Here is a 14,854-nt window from a genome sequence, read left to right on the forward strand (position 1 = left end):
GATTAAGCAGATGACGCAGATTTTGATTTTAATAAAGTAGAATGTAAAGTAATTAATAATGCAGCGTAATCAGCAAAACCTGCAAGAGAACATCAAAATATTTTGTTTAGAATCAAACAAAATGGAAGTTAGAATGATTTTAAATTATCCTTAAAACTTCAAAAACAAAGCTGTAAAGTTAAAATAGGTTAACTTTGCCAAAAATTTTTTAAAAAAGTATAAAATATACATGCCCAAAATTAGATTAAACAAAGCGGTAAAGGAATTTAATATTTCGATGACGAGACTTGTAGAATTTCTGCAGTCTAAAGGAATCGAGGTAGAAAGCAACCCGAACGCGCAATTGGAAGAATCGGCATATTCTGCATTGGAAGCTGAGTTTCGTAAAGATTCGGAACAAAGAAAAGCTTCCCATGAGGTGGTGATGACTAAAGTTCCGGAAGAAAAATTGGAAATCGAGCCGTCAAAACCTGAGGTGATAAGAGCCAAAGCAAGTTTGAGACCTGAAACAAAAGTTTTAGGTAAAATCGACTTGGATCCTAAAAAACCTGAAGCAGAAGAAGTAAAACAACCGGGACCCGTAAAAGAACCGGAAGTGGAAACCCCTGCAACTCCTGAAAAACAGGAATTTAAAGTTTTGGATAAGATCGACTTGTCCCAAATTGAAGGTCACAAACCAAAACCTTCCAAAAAAGAACAGCCTAAACAAGAAGAGGAAAAATCCGCTGAAAAGCCGGCTCCAACTCCTGAAATGAAGGCTGCAGCTCCTGTCGCAGAAACTCCAGCAGAAGTTGAAAGCACAGAGCCTGAAAAAATCGAAACGGTTTATCAGAAACTCGACGGTCCAAAAATTTTGAAGCAAACTGTTGATTTATCGCAGTTTAACAAACCAAAACCACAAGGAGCGGGAGCAAAGAAGAAAAGAAAACGTATCGAAAAACCTGGAACTCCTGGAACAGGAACGCAACAAGGTCAAGGCGGAAATCAATCGCAAGGAAACCGTCCTCAAGGACAAGGCGGAAACCGACCTCCACATCAAGGCGGAAACCGACCTCCTTTCCAAGGTGGTGGAAATAACAACGCCAACAAACGCGGTGGAAGCAGAAGAGGAGCTCCAACAATGCCTGTAGAATTGACCGACGAACAGGTTAAAAACCAAATTAAAGAAACCCTTGAAAAACTAACAAGCAAAGGCGGAAGAAACAAGGGTGCAAAACATAGAAAGGAAAAGAGGATTTTCCGAAGAGAGCAAGACGAACTTCAACAGGAACTCGATGCAGCGGACAGAACTTTAAAAGTAACCGAATTTATTACCGTAGGTGAATTGGCAAGTTTGATGAACGTGAGTCCAACCGAAGTAATTTCTGCATGTTTCTCATTGGGTGTGATGGTGACGATGAATCAACGTTTAGAAGCTGATACACTGTTACTTGTAGCAGATGAGTTCGGGTATAAAATTGAATTTTCTGATGCCGATTTGGAAGAATCTGTACTTGAAGAGGATACCGATACCGAAGAGGATCTATTACCAAGAGCACCGATTGTTACCGTAATGGGACACGTTGACCACGGTAAAACTTCTTTGCTCGACTATATTAGAAAAACCAACGTAATCGCCGGTGAATCCGGAGGAATTACGCAGCACATCGGTGCATATAACGTGAAATTGGAGAATGGTCAAAGAATTACTTTCCTTGATACTCCTGGTCACGAAGCGTTTACGGCGATGAGAGCGAGAGGTGCGCAAATCACCGACATCGCAATTATCGTAATTGCAGCGGATGATGATGTGATGCCACAAACGAAGGAGGCGATTTCTCACGCACAAGCAGCGGGAGTTCCGATGATTATTGCTTTAAATAAAGTGGATAAGCCGAATTCCAATCCTGATAATATTCGTCAGCAACTTTCATCCATGAATATTTTGGTGGAAGAATGGGGCGGAAATGTTCAGTCACAGGAAGTTTCTGCAAAGTTTGGTAACAATATGGATCAGCTTTTAGAAAAAGTTCTTCTTCAGGCAGAAATGCTTGAGCTGAAGGCGAATCCAGATAAAAATGCAAACGGGGTTGTCATCGAGGCATCTTTAGATAAAGGTAGAGGTTATGTAACCACACTTCTTGTACAAACCGGAACTTTGAAAGTTGGAGATTACCTTCTTGCAGGGAAAAATCACGGTAAAGTGAAAGCGATGCTCGATGAAAGAGGAAAACCGATGCAAAAAGCGGGTCCTTCAATTCCGGTAACGATTTTAGGTTTAGATGGAGCGCCAACTGCGGGTGACAAATTCAGAGTTTTTGATGACGAAAGAGAAGCGAAAACTATTGCGACAAAAAGAGAGCAATTGCAGCGTGAACAATCCATCAGAACGAAGAAACACCTTACTTTGGACGAACTTGGAAGACGTATCGCACTTGGAGATTTCAAAGAACTCAATATTATCCTTAAAGGAGACGTGGATGGTTCTGTGGAAGCGCTTTCCGATCAGTTGCAAGGTTTGTCAACGGAAGAAATCAGCGTAAATATTATTCACCAAGGAGTTGGACAAATTACAGAATCCGACGTTTTATTGGCTGCAGCTTCAGACGCGATCATTATTGGATTTAATGTTCGTGCAGGAGTAATGGCAAGAGATTTAGCAGATAAAGAAGAAATCGACATCAGAACATATTCTGTAATTTATGCAGCAATTGATGAGGTAAAAGAGGCGATGGAAGGAATGCTTTCACCGGAAATTAAAGAGCAGGTAATCGGTAATGTTGAAATCCGTGAAGTGTTTAAAATTTCTAAAGTTGGTTCCATTGCAGGATGTATGGTTCTTACCGGAAAAGTGACGAGAAACTCTAAAATCAGATTACTTCGAGACGGAATCGTAAAATTCGATGGTGAACTTGAAAGTTTAAAACGTTTCAAAGACGATGTGAAAGAAGTAACCAAAGGTTATGAATGTGGTTTGAACATCAAAGGATACAACGACATTGAAGTTGGTGATATTCTTGAGGTTTATGAAGAGGTTGCGGTGAAGAAGAAGTTGAAATAATATCTCAAAATTATTATGCTAAACCTGCTTTTAAAGCAGGTTTTCTATTTTATAACTTCTTAATCAATAATTTTTTCAAACCAGAATAGCTATCTATTCTGGTTTTTTGATTCATTAACTTTTGTGAATTTTGATTCATTAAGCAATATCTAATATTTGTGACGAAGTCGCAACTATTTTATGAAATTTGAAATTAATTCAAAATATTAATTTGTATATGTTAAATTTTTTTAACATATTTGTCCTCTAAAATATTAAATAGTGTTAATATGAATGTAAAATTACGAGTTTTAAGTATCGGTGTTTTGTTCTTTGCAGGGCATTCACTTGTTGCTCAAAAAGCAAAAGCTGATACCACAACTAAAACAAAAGACATCGCAGAAGTTGTTTTGATTGGGGGTATCAAACTTGATCCCGCTCAAAAGGTGGGGGCATATAATACCGTTTCAAAAGCGAATTTTGAATCTACGCCGTTTTCTACCGTTGATGAAGTATTAAATGGTAGAGTTGCAGGATTGAATTTCTCCGCAGCCAGCGGTGATCCGGGATCTTCAAGTATGGTGACCGTACGTGGTGTAAGTTCGTTGCTTGGTACACCAAACCCCCTGTATGTTATTGACGGTGTAGTGGTAGGAAAAGGTTCAGATAACGCTTCATTGATGGAATCATGGAATCCATTGTCATCGATCGATCCAAATGCAATCGAAAAAGTTGACGTTTTGAAGGATGCATCCGCTACCGCATTGTACGGATCCAGAGGAGCAAACGGCGTAATCTTGATTACTACGAAGAAAGGTAAATATAACCAAAAGACCCGATTCGAGTTTTCTACAGAAACCGGTGTTCAGGATAGAGCTTTCGATAAGATGCAGCTTATGACCGCCGATGAATATATCAAGTACGGAGGAATCTTGATGTGGAACAGCCAGACTCAGTTAGGAACTACTTTCAGCAATCTTGAGCAGGCCACCAATTATTTCCTTAACAGTTATGAGCCTGGATACAAAAATCAGGGTACAACAGATTGGGTAAAAGCCGTGAACAGAACTTCATCCGTTGTTAACACTTACAACTTTGGAGTTTCGGGAGGTGGTGAAAATACATCATTTAGAATTGGGGGATCTTATTATGAAAACCTACCACTAATTAAAACTTCAGAATTTGATAGACTAAGTGTTAATGCAGCTATTGATCATAAAGCTTCGGATAAGTTAAAATTTGGTTTGAATTTGAATTATTCAAATATTAAGAGGAGTACCTATTTCGGAGGAAGAGCTTCAGCAAACCCTGTAACTTCCTCTATTATGATTTCTCCTTTAAGAACAGTTTATAATGAAGATGGAAGCTATAACCAAAATTTGGGAGAGGGCTCACCAACGCCAGGTTTTAACCCAGTGTCAATCCTTAATGAGACCAGTCAGAATTCCACCATTAATACCATCATTGCATCGGCAAATGCTGATTATCAGTTTGCTAAAAATTTCTATTTTAATTCTCTCTTTGGTGCGCAGGCGCAGTTTATGAAAGAGATGCAAGTGGTTCTTGCTGGTCACCCTGTATACACAATCATGTCTACAACTCAGGGTTTCTTAGGTGATTTCCGAAGCACTATGCTTGATTGGAACTGGGTGAATACTTTCAGCTATCGTAACATTTTTGCTGGAAAACATAATCTTCAGGTTTATGTAGGAACAGAATATCAGGATCATACCTATAACAACCTAAGTTTGCAAACTTTTTCCATGAATGATCCGCGTCCTTATTTCATTTTTTCAGATGAAGTATTGGGAGATAACACTGATTTAAGATGGAGACAGATTTCTTATTTTAGCCGTTTAAATTATACCCTTAATAATAAATACACCCTTTCCGGACAGTTCCGAAGAGACGGTAATTCAACTTTGGGAGACAAGAAATTTGGTAACTTCTGGTCTGTAGGTGGTTCATGGGCGGTTCATAACGAGCCTTTTCTGCCGGATTTATTTTCTTCTCTTACTTTAAGGGCAAGTTACGGTATTTTGGGGAACATTCCTTATGCAGATCAATGGGGAAGCCAATACAACCAATTTGCAACATTAGGTTATAACTCAACCATTGGTTGGGGTGGTTATGGTGGTTACGGAGGTATTTCAACACCAGGTAATAAAAATTTGGTTTGGGAAGAATCAGGACATTTTGATGTTGGTGCAGATATCGGATTCTTTAACGACCGTTTGAAATTTAATCTAGATTACTACAATAAAATTACAGATAAAGCAATTTTCTTCGCAAATCCGGCACTTGAAGCAGGTGGTCCCGACTCATTTTATGCAAATGTTGGAACCATCCGTAACAGAGGTTTTGAAATGGTGATTGACGCATCTCCAGTAAGAAATGAAAACTTTAGCTGGAATATTAATGCAAACGGATCATATGGTAAATCAATTGTAACTGATTTAAACGTTGATTTAAAGCAGTTTAAAGGAGATACTTCCGACGGTAGCAACGAACTTGTTGCCTTGGCTCCAGGACATCTTTTAGGCGAATATTACACTTGGTTATGGGCAGGTGTTGCACAACAGGACGATCCGTCTAAAGGAATTAAAGCTGGTGACGCGCTTTGGTACACCGATGGAACTCAAACGGATGTGACAAACAAAAAAACAGATGCTAAAGAAGCATGGATAGGTAAAAACGCATTCCCGACCTATAACGTAGGGCTCACCAATGAATTTAAGTATAAAAACTTCTCGTTAAGTTTCATGCTTTCGGGTCAGTTCGATTTTCTTGTTCAAAACGGAGTGCATTCATACACCATCCATGATGGTAGATTCCCATCAAGAAATCAGATCGTAGATGCATTGTATGACAGTTGGACAGATGCTCCTGGTGCTGAAAACTACAGTACTACTAATCCAAAAGCAATTGTTGGTAACCCATCTAACTCTAGACTTGAATCCAGCAGATTTTTGAACAAAGGAGATCATATCAGATTAAAAGAAATGAAAGTTTCCTATTCCTTCGGTGAAATGTTTAAAAACTCTACAGGTATTAATAATTTAACAATTTACGCAAGAGGTACAAACCTTTTGACTTATGTGTTTGATAAAGATCTGAATTACGACCCAGAGTCAACATCCAATTCATGGTCTTGGTTGGGCAAAGGTAGATATTGGTACGCATCACCGGTAATCAGAACGATATCAATGGGTATTCAACTCGGTTTCTAACAAAAAATTTAATTTAAAATGAAAAAATATTTTTTAATATTATCAACACTGCTCTTTCTTTTTGTGCATAATTCCTGCAGCGAAAGAGATTTGGACTTATTTCCGCCGGATAAAGATGAGATCGATGCAGTAAACACAGAAGCAAAGCTTCAACAACTTCTTAACGGTTCTTATTTAACTATGGCCTCATCTAACGTATTTGGCACAGAGGTTATGCTATTTGGTGACCTTATGGGTGATAAGCTTTTCGTTTCCAACTCCAACTCCTCTTATTTGAATACGTATAACTTCAACTATAATGGAGGCCAGAACGATTTCGGCTTTTACGGAAGTTTGTACGATGCCATCATGAAATGTAACATCGTTATTAACAGCACAAAAGTTCCTGCTAGTTCAAACTTGACAAGAATTAAAGGAGAGGCAAAAATTCTTAGAGCTTTTGCGTACTTTACTTTGGTAAACTATTACTCACCAACGCCAACTTCTGGAATCAACCAGGAGTACGGAGTTCCTTTGGTTTTGGATGATTATGAAGTAAATATTCAGCCTGCAAGAGCAACAGTTGCACAGGTTTACGACCAAATTATTAAAGATTTGAAAGATGGTGCAGTGCAGGCCGATGCTTCGGCGCTCAATCCTGCAACTAATGCCAGTAGTAAAGTTCGTTTTACGCAAACTGCTGCAAAACTTCTACTTTCAAGGGTTTATTTGACAAGAAGAGCTCCCGGAGACGCTGAGTTAGCTTTGCAGTATGCAACAGAAATTGTAAACAATTCCAATGCATCATTTGCTAAGATTGACGCACTTGCCCCAACTATTCCAAAGGATCTTAATAATCCTGATGCTCCTTTTGATCTCACTCCAAAATATGTAAGCTATTTTTCAGGTGCAAAAGAGGAATTCGCTGAAGGACAGCCTGAAACGATTTGGGAGCTTGATCTAAATAATAATACCAATTTAGTAACTGGAATCGGATCTAATATTTCGCTCCCATGTTATTATAACAGAACAGATTCTAGAAAATGTTTGTTGTTTAACCAAGCTTTTTATCAAAGTTTTCCAGCAACGGATGTTAGAAGAGGAAGTTCCACAACTGGCTTGTTGACGAGCTTGGGAGTTCCGGTACAGGATAACCCACGTGGTTATTGGACCAACAAGTATCCAAGATTCACGCAAGAAGGAAACTATTTCAGAAATATTAAGGTATTAAGATTTGCTGAGGCTCAGCTAAACAGAATTGAAGCGCTTCACTTAACAGGTCAAAACGCACTTGCTTTAACCGAATTAAATGCGTTTGCCGCATCCAGAGGTGGTTCCACGTATACGGGAACAAATCTCCTGAACGATATCCTCACTGAAAAGGCAAAAGAATTTTATGGTGAAGGACAAAGATTTTTAGATTTAAAACGTTACAATTTGCCTGTTGTTAAAACATCCAACTGTACAGTGAACTGTAACATTCCGGCAAATGACAAACTGTTCGTATTGCCGATCGACCAAACTGTATTAAATGCAAATGCTAACTTGACTCAATATCCAGGTTACAATTAATACTTATTTTCTTGGAAATTTTAAGAGCGGGATTTATAAAAAATCCGGCTCTTTTTTATTTATTCAGATTTCTTACATTTGTACACCAAAGAAAAATAATGAAGTATTTGCTGCTCTGTTTTATGTTTTTCAGCTTTTGCGCAAGGTCGCAAGTGGTCAACAAAACCGACTCAAACCGAGTCAAACCTCAAGATACACTGGTCATTGATTCCGGACGTAAAGATTCATTGAAAATCTTTAAGCCGACTATTTACGACTATAAATATCAAACAAGATTTTCAGGAAAGAAAATTTTCGACACAGTCTTCACTCAAGACAAAACCTTCATTTTTACGCAATATAACAATCGGGACAATTTCGGGAATATTCAGTTTGAGAATATTGGTTCAGGATTTAATCCGTTGGTTTATAGCGTAAATACAGAAAAAAATTTATCACTTCTTCCTAAAAGGAAATCGTTCTTTATCCTCGGGATTAATGACATCAAATATTATGATGTGAAAACTCCCACAACCGCCTTCATTTATCATAATTCTGTGAGCAGTGGTGCAGCTTTGCAATCCACTTACACCCAAAACATTGGGAAAAATTTCAACTTTGCGGTTGAGTATATGGGGCTTCGCTCGCTTGGAAAATATCAGTACGATTTGGCTTCCAACAACAATATCATTTTTTCGGGACATTTTACTTCAAAAAATAACAAGTACGAAGTGTTTGCTCATTACCTTCACCAAAACGTAAACAATCAGGAAAATGGCGGTGTTGCAGACATCAGCTTATTTCTTAGCGATAACACCAATTTCAATAACCGACTCAACCTTCCCGTAAATCTTTCTCATTCAGATTCCCGTTTTTCTTACAGGAGGTATTATTTCAGTCACGAGTTCCGTCCTTTTGCTTCCGAAAAATTTCCGTTCAAAATTCGCCACACGATTTTTCATCAGGGAAATAAATATTACTACAACCAATCACAATTGGAGCCGTATTATTTAACGCAACAATCTGATTTAATTGATTATCCGCTTTCCTCGAAGAAATATTCAGAAAATTTAAGCAACACGGTAAGTGTACTTTTCGATAAGGAGAACTTCAAACTCGATGCAGGAGTTCGCCATCAATTAATTAAGTTTGGAATTGGAACCGCACTTCCAACATCGTTCAACATTCCACAAGAATTGTCTGAAAACAGAATTGGCGCAGTTGGAAATCTTTTAGTAAAACTTTGGGACAAAGTAGAAGTCAATTCCAACCTCGAATTTTCAAACGGGAATGAATTTGGAAGTTTTCTACGTTCTCAAAACTTACTAAAGTTTGAGCCTATTAAAGACTATTTCGTCAATGCGAAGGTGAATTTCCAAACCGCTTCACCCACTTTTAATTTGTTAATTAATCCTTCCGTTTACAAGAAATTCAATTATTATTTGGAAAATCCAAAGAACGAAACCATTACCGAAATTGGCGGGGATGTCAATCTAAAATGGTTTAAAAGTTCTGTTTTTGCAAACTATTTTAGAATCGATAATTATACTTATTTAGATTCAAATGCCCTTCCACAACAAAGCAGTTCGTCATTAAATATTTCTCAAATCGGCGGTGAAGCCACATTTTCTTACGGCAAATTTCATCTGAATCCCAGAGTGCTTTTTCAAAGTGCTTTAAGCAACAAAGATTTATATCCGATGCCGAATTTTGTAGGACGAGTCAACTTTTTTTGGCAATCGAAAGCCTTTAAAGATGCAGCAGAAATTCAGGCAGGAATCAAAGTTTATTATTTCACAAAATATCCATCCAACGAATATTTCCCGATTTTGAACGAGTTTATCTCATCAAACCCGAGTTCCTATTCCATCGGCGGACAACCAATTGGCGACGTTTATTTTAACTTGAAGGTGAAAAGAATGTTCTTCTTCATTGAAGGACAACACCTGAACCAAACCTTCATGAAAAACAAATCTTTCACCGCTCCCAATTATCCGATATCCGATTTTAGGTTGAATTTGGGCATTGTTTGGTATCTTTTCAGTTAGAATTTTACATGAAAAAATTCAAGCCGAATTATGATGACGGAATCTGGAAAGGAGCTCCCGAAATTCTTTCGGAAAAGCGTGGGACTTGTGAAACAGGGAAACAGTAGCAGAAAAATTAAAGTGGGAAAATGTGCGGGGAAACAGAATTTTAGGTTTGAAATTTAGAAGACAAGATCCAATAAGCCTTTAAATTGCAGATTTTTATTGCCATAAATTAAAACTTATTATCGAAATTGACGGCGGCTATCATTTTACAAAAAAACAAATTATCAAAGATGAGGAAAGAACAGAAATTCTGAACTCAAATGCACTTGAAATAATTAGATTTAAAAATGAAGAAAGAAATTTTTGAGACGAAATAGGTTTAAAAAAAATATATTTTAAATTGAAAAAACTCCTCAACATACCATTTACAGAAATTGAAAGCATTCCGCTTTTAATCAAAGATTTTTTAGAAAAAAGAATTATTGGTTTTGAGAACAATGTTTTTAATGAAGAAAATATTGAAAAACAATTTCAATTAAAGAGAAATTCATTCAGCCAGGAAGAAAGAAAAATTTTAACTAAAGTTTTAGTTCAACAATATTCCGGTTTTCAATTATCTGTGAAACAACAGGAAAATTTGAAGTTTTTAGAAAACGAAAACACCTTTACCGTAACGACCGGGCATCAATTAAACCTCTTCACAGGTCCCGTTTTTTTCGTTTACAAAATCTTACAGACCATAAAATTTTCAGCTTATCTAAACCAAAAGTTTCCCGAAAAGAATGTAGTTCCTATTTTTTGGATGGCTTCAGAAGACCACGATTTTGCCGAAATCAACCACTTTAAAACCGAAAATCATTACTACGAAACCAAGGCGAAATCAGGTGGAGTGGTAGGAAAAATTTTGGTGGAAGATGATTTTTTCATTTCCGAATTTGAGAATGAATTTAAAGATTCTGTTTTCGGTACCGAATTGATTTTGTTGATGAGGAAAGCCTACAAAAAAGGAAATTCTTTATCAGAAGCGACAAGAATTCTGGTTCAAGAACTTTTTGCCGATTACGGTTTAATCGTGATTGATGGTGATGACGTTTATTTAAAAAGTGAAATGAAAAAAGTTTTCAAAAACGAACTTCTCCACCATGAATTATTCGAAACCACGAAAGAGACGGTAGATTTTCTAACCGAAAAATACGGAAAAGTCCAGGTCAATCCACGTGAAATCAACTTGTTTTATTTAACCGAGACCCGAAATCGAATTGAATTTAAAAACGATAAATTCCACGTTATAGACACCGTTATTTCCTTTTCTAAAGACGAAATTTTAAAAGAACTTGAAAATCACCCTGAAAAGTTTAGTCCAAACGCGTTGATGCGTCCCGTATATCAGGAAACGGTTTTGCCCAATCTTGCCTACATTGGTGGAAATGCGGAAATCATGTATTGGTTGGAATTGAAAAATTATTTCGAATCAATAAATCTTCCCTTTCCGATTTTAATTCCTAGAAATTCGATGTTATTCATTTCAGAAAAAACACTCGATAAAACTAAAAATTTAAGTTTAAAATTAACGGACTTTTTCAGAAACTTCGCTTCAGTGACCAAAGAAGTTTTAATGGAAAACAATGAAATTCTTCCTCTTTTAGAGGCGAAAGAAAAAACATTGAAAACTCACTTTGATGAAATTTCAGCGAAAGCAGAACTCACCGATAAAACTTTCGGAAACCTTGTGAATGCTGAAAAAACTCGACAGTTGAAATCGTTTGAACGAATGAAAAAGCGACTTCTTCGTGCAGAAAGAATCAAACAGAAAGAAAAACTGGAGCGTCTGGAAAATTTATTTCTAAAAATTCATCCCGGAAAAAATTGGCAGGAAAGAGTCTTTAATTTCGCGGTGTTTTATTCGGAATTAGGACGAGAATGGCTTCAATATTGTTACGAGGAAATGGATGTGGAAAGATCGGAATTAATAATTCTTTCGATTTAATTTTAAAGCACTATTTTTGTAAATTATTATACAAAAGATGATTAGGAAAATCTTCATTTTATCAAGTTTAATCACGTTCTCTGCAGTTTTTGCACAGAAAACCCATACGGTTGTAAAAGGCGACAATCCATACAATATTTCCAAAAAATACGGGATGAGTTTGGACGAGTTGTTTAAACTTAACCCCAAATTCAAAGACGGAAAATTGGCGATTGGCGATGTTCTTACGGTTAACAAATCTGTAAAAACGTCGGCAATAAAAACTGCAGCTACTCAAAAACCAAAAGAAGTTTCTACAAAACCTGTTGTTACTGCAACGGGAACTTTAGGTAAAATAGTTTTGCAGCCAAAGCAAACGATTTATGGCATTACCAAACAATATCAAATTTCTGAAACCGAATTAAGGAGGCTTAATCCTGATTTGGATTCACACATGAAAATTGGTGAAGAAATCGTTTTGCCTTTAGAAAATATCAAAAAATTTGGAGGAACTCAAGTCGTTGTAAAAGAAACGGTTAACGAAATAAAAGCAGAAACCAAAACCGAAACTGCGGTTGTTTCTAGTAAATCAGCAGATGAAAATTCGTATGTAGTTGAAGCAAAGGATAATTACTACAAACTCACGAGAAAATTCAACCTTACCCAAAAAGAGCTTTTCGCGATGAATCCGGGATTGGAAGCGAAAGGTTTGCAACCGGGTGATGTAATTAAGGTGAAAAATGACGGTTCAGTTATTGTAAAAAATGAAGAACCGAAACCGACACCTGTTTCTCAAACTTCTTCCCAAAACACATCCACAAATACATATTCATCTGCTTCAACATCCGATGATTACGTTACTTACACAGTTCAAGATGGTGACACTGTTTTTGGTCTTTTAAATAAATTCGGAATTACGTTGGATGAATTATTAAGTTTAAATCCAAATCTTTCCAACGGATTAAAAACCGGAATGGTTTTGAAAATCAAAAAATTGGATTCAGCTTATGTAAAAAAATCAGGAGATGCGCTGAATGTGGTTTTGATGCTTCCTTTTGGTTTTGACAGTAATGATTCCAAATACAGAACCCTTGCTTTAGATTTTCTTTCCGGAGCAAAATTGGCAATTGAAAGAAGTGCAAAAAGCGGACAGAAATTAGATGTAAAAGTTGTTGATGCAGGAAACGAAGAGAGTTTCAGAAACTCTTTAACTCAAATTAATAAAGACAATACGGATTTAATCATTGGCCCCTTCTTCAAATCAAACGTTTTGGAAGTTTTGAATTTTGTGAAAGACCAAAAAATTCCGGTTGTTTCGCCATTTGCAAATTCTGAAGATTTGTTGGGTTATAGCAATTTGGTGATTGTCGAGACGAATGATATGGTTTATGCAGACCGAATTGTGAAGGAAGTAAAAGACGCTTACTCCGACCAAAAAATCTACATCGTTGCAGATGCCGACAAATCGAAAGCAAACTATTTGAAGACCAATCTTGAAAAAGAGTTGAAAAATGCCAATGTAATTATTGTAAATTCACCATTGGATATTCAGGAGGATAAAAATATGATGACTGGTCAATCAGCACCTGTTATTGGAATTTTGGCCAATAATTCTGATGCTGTTGGTGATTCTTTCGCAACAAGAATGATTGCCTTAAGTAAGGAAGTTTCCGGAATCAAATCGTTTAGTTTGTATTATTCACCTGTTTTTGAGAAAAAAGTGGATGAGTTAAGCCAAGCGAATTTGGTTTATCTAATGGATAGAAAAATCAATACCGATGGTGATTTCGAGAAAGAAATTCTATCAGATTACCGACAAAAATATTGTAAAACGCCATCAAAATATTCGGTAATTGGTTTCGATGTGGTAAACGATATGTTGAGCCGTGAGAATAAAAAAGGTGAGCTGTTCAAGCAAATGAACAAAGTTCAGACGCAACTCGCCACGAAATTTGAATTTGAAAAAACCAAAACCGGCGCATACGTCAACAAAGGTTACCGCGTTGTACGTTTGGTACCAAACTAAAAACATAAATGAGGAGTGATCAATGATGATTGATTAGCCGAAACTTGTCAATTATCAAGTATCGATCTGAGGAGGAAGTGAATTTGGAAAAGTCGCTTTAACTGTCGTTTATCAATTATCAATCATCAAACATAAATATGAAAGCACTTGTATTTCCTGGGCAGGGTTCCCAATTTGTCGGGATGGGAAAAGAATTGTTTGATTCCCGGAAAGATATCAAAGATTTAATGGAATCTGCCAATGAAATTTTAGGTTTCGACATCCTTTCCATCATGTTCAAAGGAACTGATGAAGACCTAAAAAAAACAGAGGTGACTCAACCTGCCATCTTCATCCATTCTGTAGCGGCTTTGAAGGCAGTGAACGGATTCGGAGCAGGAATGGTTGCAGGACATTCTCTCGGAGAATTTTCAGCTTTGGTTGCAAACGGAGTTCTTACTTTCGAGGATGGTTTAAAACTGGTTTCCGCGCGCGCAAAAGCAATGCAGGAAGCTTGTGACGCCAATCCAAGTTCCATGGCGGCAATTTTGAATCTTCCCGATGAAGTGGTTGAGCAAATTTGTGCAGAAACTCCCGGAATTGTAGTTCCTGCAAATTACAATTGTCCCGGTCAATTGGTGATTTCAGGTGAAACTGAAGCTGTTCAAACGGCTTGTGAGAAAATGAAGGAAGCGGGAGCAAAACGTGCACTGATTCTTCCCGTAAATGGTGCTTTTCACTCGCCTTTAATGCAGCCTGCGCAAGAAAAATTAGCGGAAGCCATCAACAAAACCAAATTCTATAAACCAACTATGGATGTTTATCAAAACATTACCACTGTTGCGGTTTCTGATCCCGAAGAAATCAAAAAGAATCTGATTGCGCAATTGACAGGTCCTGTAAAATGGACTCAATCCGTTCAAAACATGATTAAAAAAGGGGCGACAACCTTCGTGGAAGTTGGTCCCGGAAAAACTTTGCAGGGATTGATTAAGAAAATCGATGCGGAAGTGGCGGTTTCTTCTGCGGTTTAAATTTTTGCTTGAAATTTATAATATCAATAGGAACGGA

The 14,854-nt window shown here is 37.1% G+C and carries 7 protein-coding genes and 1 pseudogene; all 8 read left to right on the forward strand.

The features are described from left to right. Positions 1 to 229: 229 nt before the first annotated feature. The 8 genes and pseudogenes from infB (at position 230) to fabD (ending at position 14,817) form a co-directional block, all read left to right on the forward strand. Entirely contained in the window at positions 230 to 3,040 is a 2,811-nt protein-coding gene (gene infB / locus J4771_RS10260) for a translation initiation factor IF-2 (RefSeq protein ID WP_224134925.1), read from the forward strand. 269 nt (positions 3,041 to 3,309) lie between these two features. Further along, positions 3,310 to 6,249, forward strand: coding sequence for a SusC/RagA family TonB-linked outer membrane protein (locus J4771_RS10265; RefSeq protein ID WP_224134926.1), 2,940 nt, complete (start codon positions 3,310 to 3,312; stop codon positions 6,247 to 6,249). An 18-nt stretch (positions 6,250 to 6,267) separates the two neighbouring features. Beyond that, entirely contained in the window at positions 6,268 to 7,800 is a 1,533-nt protein-coding gene (locus J4771_RS10270; RefSeq protein ID WP_224134927.1) for a RagB/SusD family nutrient uptake outer membrane protein, read from the forward strand. A gap of 227 nt (positions 7,801 to 8,027) precedes the next feature. Next, positions 8,028 to 9,827 carry a putative porin gene (locus J4771_RS10275; protein WP_317196337.1) on the forward strand — a complete coding sequence of 600 codons (1,800 nt, stop codon included), beginning with the start codon at positions 8,028 to 8,030 and terminating at the stop codon, positions 9,825 to 9,827. A gap of 130 nt (positions 9,828 to 9,957) precedes the next feature. Continuing rightward, positions 9,958 to 10,179 (forward strand): annotated as a pseudogene (locus J4771_RS13325) (endonuclease domain-containing protein). Positions 10,180 to 10,212: 33 nt separating this feature from the next. Then, complete coding sequence (gene bshC / locus J4771_RS10285; RefSeq protein WP_224134929.1) at positions 10,213 to 11,799, forward strand: bacillithiol biosynthesis cysteine-adding enzyme BshC; 1,587 nt, start codon at positions 10,213 to 10,215, stop codon at positions 11,797 to 11,799. A 37-nt stretch (positions 11,800 to 11,836) separates the two neighbouring features. Next, complete coding sequence (locus J4771_RS10290; protein ID WP_224134930.1) at positions 11,837 to 13,804, forward strand: LysM peptidoglycan-binding domain-containing protein; 1,968 nt, start codon at positions 11,837 to 11,839, stop codon at positions 13,802 to 13,804. Positions 13,805 to 13,941: 137 nt separating this feature from the next. Then, entirely contained in the window at positions 13,942 to 14,817 is an 876-nt protein-coding gene (gene fabD, locus J4771_RS10295; protein WP_224134931.1) for an ACP S-malonyltransferase, read from the forward strand. Positions 14,818 to 14,854: the final 37 nt, after the last annotated feature.

It is taken from the genome of Candidatus Kaistella beijingensis, assembly GCF_020084865.1.
Lineage (GTDB): Bacteria > Bacteroidota > Bacteroidia > Flavobacteriales > Weeksellaceae > Kaistella > Kaistella beijingensis.